Below are 14,342 nucleotides of genomic sequence, written 5' to 3' on the forward strand. Positions count from 1 at the left end.
CAATCATTGTAATAAAATTGATAGTTTGGCACAGATATATTTAGTCCCTGCCAACATTACAGGTGCTGCGGATACCATTACATGTGATGGAATTCATCAAGTTGCTGGAATTGTAGCCCCTAATGGTGGAACTTGGGCCAACCCCGACCCAAGTAACATCACCATTAATAGTGATACAGACAACAACCCCTTGATTACCCTCAACACGTTTGGTACCTATAACTTTGTCTTTACACAAAACACTTGTGGAAATGTTGTAGATATAGACATTTCTTATTTTGACGCACCCAACATTACAGGTTTAGACACAGTATGCGGATTGAATGAAACATACACCGCAAACAATTCATACCCCTCAGGAGGAACATGGACTACCAACGCACCAGAAATAAGTTTCTCTTCTGCTAATACAGCCACCACTGATATTACAGCGAGTACTTATGGGTCTTACTGGGTGTACTACCAAGAGAATTACTGTGACAAAGAAGATAGTTTATTTATCACCTTCTTAGCTCCCGCTTCAACGAACACTTTACAAGACACGATTCTTTGTGGAGATACGTATCAAGTTTCGGGAGTTACTTCATTAAGTGGAGGAACTTGGACCAATCCATCTCCAACAGATTTAACTTTCTCTGATTTGAATGTTAACAACCCACTTATCACGGTAAATAATTTCGGAACTTACACGCTTACATATACGCAAAACACTTGTGGAAATACAGATAGTTTTGACATCACTTATTTGGACAACCCTGAGATATTGGCCAATGATACTACGTGTAACAACGTAATTAATTTAACCATAGCTTCAAACTTCCCGAGTGGAGGTACTTGGAGTACCAATGCTCCTGAGTTAAGTTTAAACACGCCAACAAGTACAGCAACAAATGCCACGGCAAGTACATCAGGAAGTTACTGGGTTTATTATACAGAAAATAGTTGTGGAACTCAAGATAGCATGTTACTTACTTATGCTTCTGATCCTGTTTTCAATTTAACAGACACTACGCTTTGTGATAATTTATACCCTGTTTCAGGTGTAAGTTCATTTAATGGAGGTACTTGGAGTGCCAGTGATCCCTCTGTTCAGTTCTCTGATGTTACTGTGGACAATCCAAATATTACGGTATTGAACCCAGGAACATATACCATAACATTTACCGATAACCAATGTGGTACAACCAATTCATTTGATGTAACACTTATTGCAGATCCTCAAATTGTTGGTTCTCCTTCTACATGTACAGATGGACTCAATTTATCATTAGCCAATAGTTTTGTACAAGGCGGTAGTTGGTCGAGCAATTCTACAGATTTAAGTTTCGATAATACAACGGCAGATGCCGTTACCATCACCAACACAAACGATGGAAGCTATTGGGTATATTACACCGAAAACCAATGTAACCACGTGGATAGTTTAGAAGTTAATTTTTACGGACCTCCAACATTTACGTTAACAGATTCATTGATTTGTGACACCATTTTTACAGCGAATGGAGTAACGTCTACGAATGGTGGTACATGGTCGGTAATACCAAGTACAGGAGCGACGGTATTAACACCGAATGACGACAATCCAGATTTACAATTCTTCAACACGGGAGTTTATACTTTTGTGTATACAGATAATCAATGTGGATTTACAGATAGTGTGACTTATGAATTTATAGGTTACCCACAAGCCACAATTACTGAAAACATGGTGATTTGTCCCAACCAAGTTCCGGTACCCATCAGCGTTAGCAATTTTTCTAATGTAGATAGTTTAGTATGGTTTGATGGGACAGAAGAAGATACGGCCTTTGTTGTTTCAGAAGGTTATTGGGTAGTACAACTCTTTAATGATTGTCACATCCGAGAGCTTGGAACGCAGGTTCTATTTGAATTTTGTGGTGTAGAGGTACCAAATGTATTCACTCCCAACGAGGATGGAATGAATGATGTTCTCACGCTTAGCATTGGTGAAATAGATGAATTCTATATGCTCATTGTAAACCGATGGGGAAATGTAGTTTACGAATCAAACGATGCTACAGAGGCATGGGATGGAACCAATAAAGAAACTGGTAGAGCTTGTTCAGATGGCACCTACTTTTATAAAGTTACCTATAAACAAACCTCTGCCAATCAGGTAGAAACTGTTGAAGGATTTGTAACGATTATTACTCAATAAAAGATGAAAACAAAAAAGGCGGGTTGAAGATCAACCCGCCTTTTTTTATATCCTTACTTTTCTATGCTAATTCTTCTATGTCTGAAGTAATCGTTTCGTACACTTGATCGGCGGTAATTTTAGTGATACAATTACAGTCCTCACCCTTAGCACACAATTCACACTCCTCATCATGTACTATTACCTTTGTTTGATTACCCAATGGCGTCCATCTTCCGGGGTGTATTGGTCGTCGTGGAGAAAACAAACCAATTGCTTCAACTCCGAGTACTCCCGCCAAATGTAAAGGTCCGGTACTACATGCAACTAAAGTATCTGTCTGCAAGATAAAACTTTGTAACTCTGCTAAAGTTAATTTACCTGTTACGTCAAAAACATTTGGCGCTGTAGGAATACTCCCTCTAATATTTACACCTTCTTCGTTGGTTCCGGTATAAAAGACAGCATGACCATTGTCTGATAACAACTTTGCAAGTCGAGCAAATTTTTCTATTCCCCATTCAACGGCACTACCTTGAGATCTTGCGTGTAAGATTACCTTCTTTTTCCCTGATTCAAGATTCAAGTCTTGGATCATGTGCTGAATTCCCTCAGGCAATATGGAACTGGGTTGAAAAGTTTCCATCAACGTCGTTAACTCTTCTAAACTCGGCAACTCTTTGATCCCATAACTTCTCAACAATTCAAAATTCAATTGAGCTTCATGAAACTCTGATTTTCTTCTTGTGAAATTAGGTTTGATATTACACGTTAAGAAATGGTAACTTCGGTGCGATGTACCGATACGGAAAGGAATCTTCGCTTTCTTCGCTAATTTTGCGATATCCTTATTGGGAAAAACATGAATAAAAACCTGTGCTTCCAATTTCTTTAATTCCTCTACACGAGCTTGAACAGGTAATGCTTCGATTTTATTCCATTCTAGAATTTCATCAATAAAGGGTGCCGACTCTAAAACTGGTCGTGTATAACTTTGCCCTAAGAAAATGATTTTACATTCTGGATACTGTTGTTTCAACCAAGCACACATGGGAAGTGTTAAGACCACATCACCTATGCTATCGGTTCTACTTATTACAACAGTTTTATTATTTAGATTTATTGTTTTGCTCACGATTTAACCTCCTCAATTCTTTGTATTTGTATATGTTCGAGAGCGCAGATATTTGTGCAATCTTAAACCCCATTTTTCCATCGAGGAAACCGAGTTTAATAAAGTACATACCTACAAATCGAACCAACGCGCTAAGATAGGGTTTTAAAATGGATGCTCTTTTACCTTTAACATTCATTTTTTGAGCAGTCAATCGTGAATATTTATCTGCTCTATTTCTATGATCTTCGAAACTGTAGTACGAATAATGATGTAAATCTCCTGAAAGTAAAGTTGGACTGGGATTTCCTTCCACCTCCAATTCTTCATGAACATAAGCCCCTACCCATTTACTGGTAGCTTTTGGAAATATTCTCGTCTTCACATCAGGGTACCATCCCGAATGTTTAATCCAAGTACCCAAATAATTGGTCATGCGATTTACCGCATAAACTCCACTTAATCCTTTTTTCTTCTCGGCTAAAATTGAACTTTTGAGTTCAGCACTCAAAGCTTCATCAGCGTCTATGGAGAAGATATAATCATACGTCGCTAACGTATTCAAATAATTCTTTGATTGACTGTAGCCTTCCCATGCTCTTTTTTCGAAACGCACTCCAAGGCCACGACAAATCTCCTCTGTTTTATCTGTTGAAAAAGAATCCAACACAATAATTTCATCGGCAACATCTTTTAAGGAAAGAATACATCTTTCAATATTTCTCTCCTCATTCAATGTGATTATTGTCGCAGAAATTTTAGTCATCTAAACGCAAAGAATAAAGAATAGCTTGTACTCTACGAATGTAAGGAACAGCTGAAGTTGTTGGAACAACGTCAACAAAACCACTAACGGTTACAATTTTATTTGTCTTAGGATGCAAGAAAGTAAAACTCCAGAACATTCCTCCTGACGGTTCCATCTCACCCGTAAATTTGAACAGCCCTGTTAACTCGTATCCTTCAATTGTATTTAAAGTAAGTCGCTTTCTAATTGGCACTACTGCCGGATGATATTGTGTTCCCATATATACACCTTCGTACTCATGAGGAACATTGTATTTTAAAATCGTATCTCTCGAATTCAACATCGTTTGGTATTCTAATAAGCTAGAATCTGTAAACGAGTATTGCCAAATCATAATTCCGTATTGGTTAAAGTTGGTACGTGTAGTTTGATAAGAACCTCCGGCTAAATCCATGGGTCTACTCTCATCTGGGAAAGAAATACGCACAAAATTCTTACGCTCTCCAGAAACACTTGCATTCTTTGGTAGATCTAAGTGGATATCAAATTTATCGAACACTCTTTTTTCTACCATTTTACCAGGATCTCTCTGGTTACGTATCACCTCTCTTCTCCAAGCCATTTTATCGTAACGTCGGGCTATATCCCAAAGCTGACTCTCACAAGCTTCTTCAATATCTGACACACTGTTGGCACTGATATAAGTTGCCATCTGAGTTGATGCGTAATAACTTTCCTTTAAGTTTACTTCAGCTTTTCCCGGTTTAACTTTATCATCTAAAGAAAGTACCATCAAATTTCTTACGCGCTTATTACGCTTTTCAAATTCTTCTGGCGTTAGATGGTAAGCTTCAAATCTTTTTTGAGGAGGGTAGAAAGGTCTAAAATATTCTCCAAAAACAGAGTCTAATGCTTTTTCTACACGAGGTGTCCAAAGTTCATCCGGACAAACTACGGCCATTAACCCAACTTTACCTACAACAGGAAAAGTAGATTGTGTGTAGCCTTTGTTTTCTGAAATTGTGGTTGTTCCCTTTTCCGAAGAAGTTTCGGACTTCACCACCATTGCTGATGAGCCCTCTTGATTTTCCCCACATGAAAAAAGGAGAAGAGATAAGGTTACTAAGCTAAAAATTGAGTTTCTCATAATTATCTAATTCTGATGCGCTGACCGATTCTCAACCTATCATGGTTAATGCCAGGGTTTAATTTCTTTAACCTTGCAACAGTCGTACCATTATTACGAGCAATGATCCACAAGTTTTCTCCACTTCTCACTTTATGATAATCTTCGGTTGAAGATTTCAATTTTGCCAACTCCTCTTCTATTGGTAAATTATAAATAGCAGAATCTAAAGCATAAATAGAATCTTCCATCGCTATCCATTCATTTACCTTGGTTACCGGAATGTTGATGCATTGTTGAGGTGTCGTTTTCGGAATGTAGCTCGTTTTGTAAATAGGGTTTACAAATTGAATATCTTCCATCGACCAATCCATTAAACTATCTATGATATTCATGTGTACGCCTTGTGATAAACACACGGTGTCCAATTCAAAATCGTAAACTTTCGCTTCTGCTGGAATAATATTGTGTTCTACATGATAGGTCATCATGTAGCTCATAGCAATAAAATTAGGAACATACGCCTGCGTTTCTCTCGGTAAATAAGGTCTGATTTCCCAGTAAGTGGTTTTCCCTCCTGATCTACGAATGGCTTTGTTTACATTTCCTGGTCCTGCATTATATGCCGCCAAGGCCATGTTCCAATCGTCGTAGGCATTATACAACCTTTTCAAGTACAAACACGCCGCTTCCGTAGCTTTTTCCGGATCCATGCGCTCATCGATGAACGAGTTTTGGTCTAATCCGTATTTTTTTCCGGTTCTATACATGAACTGCCACAAACCTGTAGCACCTACTCTAGATTTTACTTGTGGTCGTAAACCACTCTCTATTACAGATAAATACTTTAATTCTATGGGCATGTTGTGTTTATCCAACTTCTCCTCATACATATCAAAGTAAAGTTTTGATCTACCCAAAGTAATACTGGTAAATCTCCTTCTATTTTTTGTGAAGTATTTCAAAGTAGATAAAACAGTTGGGTTACAAGCGTAGTGAAAAGGACTCATCTCATTCATGTCGTCCAAACGCTGACAATATACAGAATCGTCAAACTCCGGAACTTGTCCTTCTACATACCCCAAGGAAGCAACAATGGAATCATAGTTCTCACTGTTGGCCCACTCCTTATAAAACTCTTGCAAGCTTGCATTTACTGTAGCGATGAATTGCTCACCTTCTATAATTTCTTGTTGACGTTGGAGGCTATCTTCTACCTGACCAAAACTAAGGGCAGCAAAAAAAACCGTAGTAAATACAGACCAGCAATATTTTATCATAAAGTTTACTTTTTCATCAAGTGTTCAGCACACGCCAATAATTCTTTCTCTTGGTAATGGTCTGCCATGATTTGAATACCAAATGGCAATCCGTTAGAGTGCGTCCCAGCCGGAACTGAGATTGCAGGGTTACCCGCCAAGTTCGCCTGTACCGTAAAGATATCTTGCAAGTACATTTGAATTTGATCTGTAACACTATTGAGCTTAAATGCTGTAGACGCAGTGGTTGGTAAAATAATGAAGTCGTATGCTGACAAAATCTCATTGGTCTTGTCTTGAATTACTCTTCTTACCTTTTGCGCCTTTGTGTAATATGAATCGTAGTACTCATTCGACAATACGAAAGTACCAGACATAATTCTACGTTTCACCTCTTCACCGAAACCTTCTGTTCTCGATTTTTTATACGTTGCTTCAACCCCAACAGCTTCTTCACTTCTATACCCGAAGTGAACACCGTCAAAACGAGATAAGTTAGAAGATGCCTCAGCGGTTGTAATAACGTAATACGTAGGAACCATCACATCAAGGTAAGGGAAAGAAACTTCTTCCACTACATGACCTTCTGCTTTCAAGGCTTCTACCTGAGCGTTAAACGCTGCTCTAATTTCAGGGTCTAAACCATCCATCTGAATGGCGTCCTTAATTACAGCAAATTTTTTCTTCCCTTCAAAAGAGATGTTTGTATAATCTTCAACAGGTTTTGATGATGACGTTGAATCGTACTCATCTTCTCCTGCAATAATATTGGTTACCAATGCAACATCTTCTACATTATTGGCAAACGGCCCAATTTGATCGAATGAAGAAGCGTAGGCAATTAACCCAAATCGACTTACTCTACCGTAGGTTGGCTTTAAACCAACTGTACCTGTAAATGCCGCGGGCTGACGAATAGAACCTCCCGTATCACTCCCCAAAGAAACTGTACATAAACCAGCAGCTACTGCCGTTGCACTACCTCCTGAAGATCCACCTGGAACGTATTCTTCGTCAATTGCATTTCTTACCGGACCGTAATAAGAAGTCTCATTAGAACTTCCCATTGCGAATTCATCACAATTTAAACGACCAATAATTACTGCGTCTTCATCCAATAATCTTTGTACAACCGTTGCAGAATAAATAGATTCAAATCCTTCTAAAATTCTAGAAGAAGCTGAAACCTTGTGGTTTTTATAACAGATATTGTCTTTTAAACCTACCACCATACCTGCTAATTTACCAGCAGTTCCGGCTTTGATTTTTGCATCCACCTCTTTGGCCTGAGCAAGAACATCCTCTTCGAATACTTCTAAAAAAGCATTCAATGATTTTCTCTTCTCTATCTCCGAAAGGTAATGTTGAACAATAGTTTCTACTGTTGCACCCTCTTTAAGCGCTAACTTAACTTCTGCAAAAGTTTTGTACATGAAAATTGGTTTGACTATTTGTTTTCTTTAGACTCAGTAGACGTAGATTCGTCTTCTGGGGTATTTGTTGCGTCTTTAAATTCTTTGACTCCTTTCCCTAGTCCTTTCATTAATTCTGGAATTTTTCTTCCTCCGAACAGTAATAAAACGATCACTGCGATTAATATAACTTGGGGCCACCCAATCATTCCTAAAATCATCTTGTCTTAATTTATTTGTCGCAAAGTTACGTATTTATATAGAAAATGATAACAAAGTATTGTATCATTCTTGACCTCTCTTTGCAATAAAGGATTTACGGTCTTTAATTTTCATTAAATTGAGGCCTTGTATTTGGCAAACTGTCGGGTCTTCCGCTTAAGTTTACTTGCATAACTAAGTTTTTACAAACTTCTTATTTCAGCTTCTAAAGTCGCTCAAAACAAAGTGTAAAAACACTAGTTTTGCTGCACAAAGCTTCCGCTACACCCCCTGTTTGAAAACCTACTTTATTCACACTGTATCCTAGAATAGTTTATAGTATGTGAAAGCACCAAAAAACCACTAAAAACTCAAGTACTACCTCCTCTAAACACCTCTGTAACCAGAAACATTCTTTATCTATTAAAACATTACTATTTTTACACATTCAAAGAAGTAGAGAATGCAAGCAAAAATAAAGATAGAAAAGAAGTTAAATGAAGCCAATGCGCAAGTTCATGTTTTGAATGAAAAGAGCGTTAAAAAAGCCTCTCATTTAAGCTTGAGTGGAAAGAAGAATTTTGAATACTACAAAACCGAAGAAGGATACCTTTTCTACGTTTTAGAAAAAGATGCAGAAAAGCTACGTAAGGTTGGACATCAAATCAGAACAATCTTAGACAAGGATGTTTTAGAAATTGATCTTCATGGAGAAGAAGGAGCTTACCACCTTGCTGAAGGTTTACTTTTAAGTAACTATCAATTCTTAAAGTACTTCAAAGACGCGAAAGAAAAAGCGTACTTGCTACAAAAAATCAATTGGATTAACGGAGATAAAAAACAAGCAGAATATTTAAACAATACGGTAAAAGCCGTTTACTGGTCGAGAGATTTAGTAAATGAGCCTTTATCTTACCTTACTGCAGAGCAATTGAGTAAAGAAATTGTTGAACGCGGGGAAGAAGCAAATATCTCTGTAAAGATTTTCAATAAATCTAAAATTGAAAGTTTGAAAATGGGAGGATTATTAGCCGTTAACAAAGGTTCGATAGATCCACCAACATTCACAATTTTAGAATACAAACCCAAAAAAGCAAAAAACAAAAAACCTATTGTACTGGTTGGTAAAGGTGTGGTTTATGATACAGGAGGTTTAAGCTTAAAACCAACTGCTCATTCTATGGATATTATGAAAAGTGACATGGGTGGTGCAGCTTGTATCGTGGGTACAATTTACGCCATGGCTTTAAACAAAGCGGAACACCATGTGATTGGTTTAATCCCTGCAACCGATAACAGACCCGGTCAAAATGCTTACGCACCAGGAGATGTTATCACTATGTTCGACGGAACTACAGTTGAAGTATTGAACACAGACGCAGAAGGAAGATTATTATTAGGTGATGCCTTGGCATACGCCAACAAATACGAACCAGAATTGGTGATCGATGCAGCTACTTTAACAGGCGCTGCTGTTAGAGCTATCGGTCAAAAAGCTGCATGCCTTATGGGTAATGCCGATAACGAAACTTTAACCAAATTAGAAAAAGCGGGTTCTGAAGTGCACGAGCGTTTAGTTCGTTTCCCTTTCTGGGATGATTACGCCGAACAACTTAAATCAAACATTGCAGATATGAAAAACTTAGGTGGACCAACTGCAGGTATGATTACTGCCGGTAAATTCTTAGAACACTTTGTAAACTACCCTTATGTCCACTTAGACATTGCTGGTCCAGCTTTCTTAGAAGCAAAAGAAGACTACAAAGGTTTAGGAGGAACTGGTACAGGAGTTCGTTTATTACAGCACTTCTTTAAAAACGAGTATTAAGATGGAGAAACAAGAGAAAGAAAAAATAATATCTACACGCGAACCAATAAGAGTTGGTATTACTTTGGGCGACATTAACGGAATAGGTCCTGAGGTAATTATCAAAGCTTTGGGTGATCCGCGAATTCTTACCGAATGTACTCCTGTTATTTATGGTTCAAGTAAGACCATTTCTTACCACAAGAAAGCCATTAACGATAAGAATTTCAATTTCACACGTATTGCTGACGCCAACGAGATTCAGCACAAGAAAATAAATGTTGTAAGTTGTTGGAGCGAGGTGGTGAATATCACTTTAGGTAAATCCAATGAGGTAGGCGGACAATACGCGTTTAAATCTTTAGAAAGAGCAACAGAAGATTTAGCAGCAGGAAAAGTAGACGTTCTAGTTACAGCTCCTATTTCTAAGGAGGCGATTCAACAAGCAGGTTTTAAATTTCCTGGACATACTGAATATTTAGCAGACATGGCCGGAGAAAAAGAAGCTTTGATGATGATGGTTTCTGATAAATTGCGCGTTGCTTTAGTAACGAGTCATATCGCCTTAAAAGATGTCAGTACAACAATTACAACCGAAGGAATTTTAGCCAAAATCAAAGAATTGAACAGTAGTTTAAAGAAAGATTTTGGAATTGTTCGTCCGAAAATTGCCGTATTGGGCTTAAACCCTCATGCCGGTGAAAAAGGAAAAATGGGTACTGAAGAAAGCGAAATCATTAACCCTGCAATTCAGGCAGCGAACAATGAGAAAATTTTGGCCTTCGGTCCTTTCCCTGCAGACGGTTTCTTTGGTTCAAGCAACTATACACAGTACGATGCAATTTTAGCCATGTACCACGATCAAGGTTTAACGCCATTCAAAGCACTTGCCTTTAACAGTGGTGTAAACTTTACAGCGGGCTTACCTATCGTAAGAACTTCGCCAGATCATGGAACAGCTTTCGACATTGCTGGACAAGGAAAAGCAGATGAAGCATCGTTTAGAGAGGCCATGTACTTGGCAATGGATGTATACAGAACACGCGCATTTATTAAGGAAATAAACAAAGATCCTTTAGCGATTTCAGAGCCTAAACCTTACAAGGGAAAAGGGCGTGATAGAGATTAAGGCATTATAAATTAGAATAATAATCCTAAGTTTTAGAAATGAAGTGTAGATAATCATTTTATTTTTATAACTTTGCAGACCAATTTTTGAACTATGAGAAGTTCGAAGAATAAATTTATTGTTCCTTTTGAAGGATTAAAAGTTGGATTTCACGACTTTGAATTTGACATTACGGATCAGTTCTTTGAAGATTTAGAATACTCTATTATAAAAGCTGGAAAGCTTACAGTAGAGATGGAGCTAGAGAAAAAGGAAACCATGCTGATTGCAAATTTTGTGGTTGACGGTAACGTTGACGTAGAATGTGCAAGATGTACCGATCCTTTAGAAGAGTATATTTATGGTGAATACAGAATTGTTTTCAAATTCGGAACTGAGATTAGTGACGATGAAAATTTAATTGTATTGGAACCACAAGAATATGAATTGCACTTGGCTCCTATTATTTATGAATTAATGACAATTTCATTACCTACAAGATCCGTTCACGACGAAGGTGATTGTAATGAAGAAATGATAGCATTGATTGATGAATATTCTATAGTCGAAGAAGAAGATTTGAAAGAAGACGACATTGAAGACGGTAACGACGACGATGACGATGATGATATTGATCCAAGGTGGTCAGCATTGAAGAATTTGAATTAAACGTTTTAAATAAATAAAGTAAAATGGCACATCCAAAAAGAAGAACGTCAACAACAAGACGTGACAAGAGAAGAACGCACGTAAAAGCAGTTGCTAACAACATCGCTACTTGTCCAACTACTGGTCAGCCGCATTTGTTCCACCGTGCTTTTTGGCATGAAGGGAAACTTTACTACAAGGGTAGAGTAATCGCTGAAAAAGAAGTTGCGGTATAATTACCGTTGAAGTGAATTAAATCATTTCATTTCCTGATGAAGATAGGATTAGATATTATGGGAGGAGATTTTGCTCCAGAAGCGAACGTTTCTGGAGCGATCCTCGCCAATAAAGAACTTCCTCAGGACACACGCATCGTTTTATTCGGCGACCAAGATGTGGTACGCGAAAAGTTAGTTGAATTAGGAGGTAATCCGGATGACTTCGAGATTGTCCATGCCCCTGATGTTATTACTATGCACGATCATCCGACTCGTGCAATTCCTCAAAAACCAAACAGTACAATTTCTAAAGGTTTCGACCTCTTAGCTTCTGGAGAAATCCAAGCTTTTGCTAGCACCGGTAATACTGGGGCTATGCTCGTTGGTGCTATTTATAAAGTGAACGCTGTTCCGGGAATTATCAGACCGTGTATTACATCTACCATTCCTAATATCAGAGGTGGAAACTCTTTGATTCTAGACGTGGGTGCAAATGCCGATTGTAAACCGGATGTATTGTATCAATTTGCAATTTTAGGATCTCTATATGCCAGAGAAGTTTATGGTATTGAGAATCCAAAAGTTGGTTTATTGAACATTGGTGAGGAAGAAACTAAAGGTAACTTGCTAACGCAGTCTGCCTACAAACTTATGCAAGGAAGTACAGACTTCAATTTTGCGGGCAACATAGAAGGTAGAGATATTTTTACTGGAAAAGTTGACGTAATTGTTTGTGATGGATTTACAGGTAATGTAGTTCTTAAGCAAGCAGAAGGATTGTTCGGACTTATGCAAAAGCGTGGTATGCGCGATGAGTATTTTGACCGTTTCAATTATGAAAACTATGGAGGAACACCAATTTTAGGTGTAAATTCTAACGTTATCATTGGACATGGAATATCAAATGATATTGCGGTTAAAAATATGTTGTTACATTCGTATGATGTAACAAAGTCGAAGCTTACTGATAAAATTAAAGAAGCAATTAACTAGTATGGGTAAAATTACTGCAGCTATATCAGGTGTTCAAGGGTACTTACCAGAGCACGTGATGACGAACAAGGATTTAGAAAAACTCGTTGATACCAACGATGAGTGGATAACTACTAGAACTGGAATTAAAGAGAGGCGCATCGCGAAAGATCAGTCTACATCAGACATGGCTGCAGAAGCAGTTAAAGGATTATTAGCGAAAACCAACAATACTCCAGAAGATATCGATCTTGTAATCGTTGCTACAGTAACACCAGACTACCCTTTCCCGTCAACAGCTAATGTTGTTTGTGACAAAGTTGGTATGAGTAATGCTTGGGGATATGACCTTAAAGCAGCTTGTTCTGGATTTTTGTATGCGATCACAACGGGAGCTAAGTTTATAGAATCTGGACATCACAAAAAAGTTATCGTTATAGGAGTAGATAAAATGTCGTCTATCATTGATTATGAAGACAGAGCTACTTGTGTAATTTTCGGAGACGGAGCTGGTGCAATTTTACTAGAGCCAAACGAAGAAGGTAACGGTGTTGTTGATTCTATACTAAGAAGTGACGGATCGGGAAGAAAATATTTAATACAACCGGCAGGTGGTTCAGTGAACCCACCATCGCATGAAACGGTAGACAAACGTATGCACTATGTACACCAAGAAGGTAAGCAAGTGTTTAAGTTTGCGGTTACCAACATGGCGGAGGTTTCTGCAGAAATCATGGAGAAAAATAATCTTTCAAGTGATGATGTAGATTGGTTAGTACCACACCAAGCCAACTTGCGTATTATTGATGCCACAGCAAATAGAATGGGCTTACCGAAAGAGAAAGTAATGATTAACATACAGAAGTATGGTAACACTACAGCAGGTACATTACCATTATGTTTGTGGGATTGGGAACCACAGCTTAAAAAGGGAGATAATATTATCTTATCAGCCTTTGGAGGTGGATTCACATGGGGTGCCGTTTACTTGAAATGGGCCTACAATTCATAAAATTCATTAAATTTATTCTAAAATAAATTCATAAACCCATGAATCTTACAGAAGTACAAGATCTTATTAAGTTCGTTTCTAAATCAGGTGTAACCGAGGTAGAAATCGAAAAAAAAGACTTCAAAATTACCATCAAATCTGAAGGTAAGAAATCGAAAAGACTAGAAGAACAACAAATAATAGTACAAGCAGCTCCAGCTCCAGTAGCGGCAGCTCCAGCACCTGTAGCAGCACCAGCTCCGGCTCCAGCGCCTGCAGCAGCTCCTGCAGCACCGGCTCCAGCTCCAGCAGCAGAAGATAACTTTATCACAGTGAAGTCTCCAATGATTGGTACTTTCTACCGTGCATCTTCTCCTGATAAGCCACCTTTCGTAGAGGTTGGTCAGAGCATTAAGCCTGGAGATAACATCTGTATTATCGAAGCGATGAAATTATTCAACGAAATCGAAGCAGAAGTTTCTGGTAAAATTGTTAAGGTATTGGTAGACGACGCTACTCCAGTAGAGTACGATCAGCCATTATTCTTGGTAGAGCCAGCTTAGTACATTATTAATCCCTT

Annotated in this window: 14 protein-coding genes; 8 read left to right on the forward strand and 6 right to left on the reverse strand. The window is 38.1% G+C overall.

What is annotated here, in order from left to right; all coding sequences use genetic code 11:
* A partial coding sequence (locus R3333_RS01410; protein ID WP_318956789.1) for a gliding motility-associated C-terminal domain-containing protein occupies nucleotides 1-2,179 on the forward strand: 2,179 nt, incomplete at its 5' end.
* A 61-nt stretch (nucleotides 2,180-2,240) separates the two neighbouring features.
* Here the strand turns inward: R3333_RS01410 and R3333_RS01415 are convergent.
* From R3333_RS01415 to R3333_RS01440, 6 genes are read right to left on the reverse strand one after another with little or no spacing between them, the layout of a single operon-like run.
* Nucleotides 2,241-3,293, reverse strand: coding sequence for a glycosyltransferase family 9 protein (locus tag R3333_RS01415; RefSeq protein WP_318956790.1), 1,053 nt, complete (start codon nucleotides 3,291-3,293; stop codon nucleotides 2,241-2,243).
* On the reverse strand, nucleotides 3,268-4,038 hold the full coding sequence (locus tag R3333_RS01420) for a glycosyltransferase family 2 protein (protein ID WP_318956791.1): 771 nt from the start codon (nucleotides 4,036-4,038) through the stop codon (nucleotides 3,268-3,270). Before R3333_RS01420 ends, R3333_RS01415 begins: the two co-directional genes overlap by 26 nt.
* The gene (locus R3333_RS01425; protein WP_318956792.1) at nucleotides 4,031-5,167 is read right to left on the reverse strand and encodes a DUF4837 family protein; all 1,137 of its coding nucleotides are present in this window, start codon (nucleotides 5,165-5,167) and stop codon (nucleotides 4,031-4,033) included. The genes R3333_RS01420 and R3333_RS01425 overlap by 8 nt, the downstream gene beginning before the upstream one ends.
* 2 nt (nucleotides 5,168-5,169) lie before the next feature.
* Complete coding sequence (locus R3333_RS01430) at nucleotides 5,170-6,426, reverse strand: lytic transglycosylase domain-containing protein (RefSeq protein WP_318956793.1); 1,257 nt, start codon at nucleotides 6,424-6,426, stop codon at nucleotides 5,170-5,172.
* A 5-nt stretch (nucleotides 6,427-6,431) separates the two neighbouring features.
* Nucleotides 6,432-7,838, reverse strand: coding sequence for an Asp-tRNA(Asn)/Glu-tRNA(Gln) amidotransferase subunit GatA (gene gatA, locus R3333_RS01435; protein ID WP_318956794.1), 1,407 nt, complete (start codon nucleotides 7,836-7,838; stop codon nucleotides 6,432-6,434).
* Between the two features lie 14 nt (nucleotides 7,839-7,852).
* Entirely contained in the window at nucleotides 7,853-8,038 is a 186-nt protein-coding gene (locus tag R3333_RS01440) for a twin-arginine translocase TatA/TatE family subunit (RefSeq protein WP_318956795.1), read from the reverse strand.
* Nucleotides 8,039-8,481: 443 nt separating this feature from the next.
* On the opposite strand from R3333_RS01440, the gene R3333_RS01445 reads away from it, so the two are divergent.
* The 7 genes from R3333_RS01445 to accB all read left to right on the forward strand — a co-directional run bounded on the left by R3333_RS01445 (nucleotide 8,482) and on the right by accB (nucleotide 14,325).
* Nucleotides 8,482-9,846, forward strand: coding sequence for a leucyl aminopeptidase (locus tag R3333_RS01445; RefSeq protein WP_318956796.1), 1,365 nt, complete (start codon nucleotides 8,482-8,484; stop codon nucleotides 9,844-9,846).
* A 1-nt stretch (nucleotide 9,847) separates the two neighbouring features.
* Nucleotides 9,848-10,954: a 4-hydroxythreonine-4-phosphate dehydrogenase PdxA gene (gene pdxA / locus R3333_RS01450; RefSeq protein ID WP_318956797.1), complete on the forward strand. Its 1,107-nt coding sequence runs from the start codon at nucleotides 9,848-9,850 to the stop codon at nucleotides 10,952-10,954.
* A 93-nt stretch (nucleotides 10,955-11,047) separates the two neighbouring features.
* The gene (locus R3333_RS01455; RefSeq protein WP_318956798.1) at nucleotides 11,048-11,602 is read left to right on the forward strand and encodes a YceD family protein; all 555 of its coding nucleotides are present in this window, start codon (nucleotides 11,048-11,050) and stop codon (nucleotides 11,600-11,602) included.
* Between the two features lie 23 nt (nucleotides 11,603-11,625).
* Nucleotides 11,626-11,817, forward strand: coding sequence for a 50S ribosomal protein L32 (gene rpmF / locus R3333_RS01460; protein WP_090251990.1), 192 nt, complete (start codon nucleotides 11,626-11,628; stop codon nucleotides 11,815-11,817).
* A 36-nt stretch (nucleotides 11,818-11,853) separates the two neighbouring features.
* Nucleotides 11,854-12,792 carry a phosphate acyltransferase PlsX gene (gene plsX, locus R3333_RS01465; RefSeq protein ID WP_318956799.1) on the forward strand — a complete coding sequence of 313 codons (939 nt, stop codon included), beginning with the start codon at nucleotides 11,854-11,856 and terminating at the stop codon, nucleotides 12,790-12,792.
* Between the two features lies 1 nt (nucleotide 12,793).
* Nucleotides 12,794-13,783, forward strand: coding sequence for a beta-ketoacyl-ACP synthase III (locus R3333_RS01470; RefSeq protein WP_318956800.1), 990 nt, complete (start codon nucleotides 12,794-12,796; stop codon nucleotides 13,781-13,783).
* Nucleotides 13,784-13,821: 38 nt separating this feature from the next.
* Nucleotides 13,822-14,325 carry an acetyl-CoA carboxylase biotin carboxyl carrier protein gene (accB, locus tag R3333_RS01475; protein ID WP_318956801.1) on the forward strand — a complete coding sequence of 168 codons (504 nt, stop codon included), beginning with the start codon at nucleotides 13,822-13,824 and terminating at the stop codon, nucleotides 14,323-14,325.
* Nucleotides 14,326-14,342 lie beyond the last annotated feature (17 nt).

Source organism: Lishizhenia sp., from assembly GCF_033720595.1.
Classification (GTDB): Bacteria; Bacteroidota; Bacteroidia; order Flavobacteriales_D; family Crocinitomicaceae; genus Lishizhenia.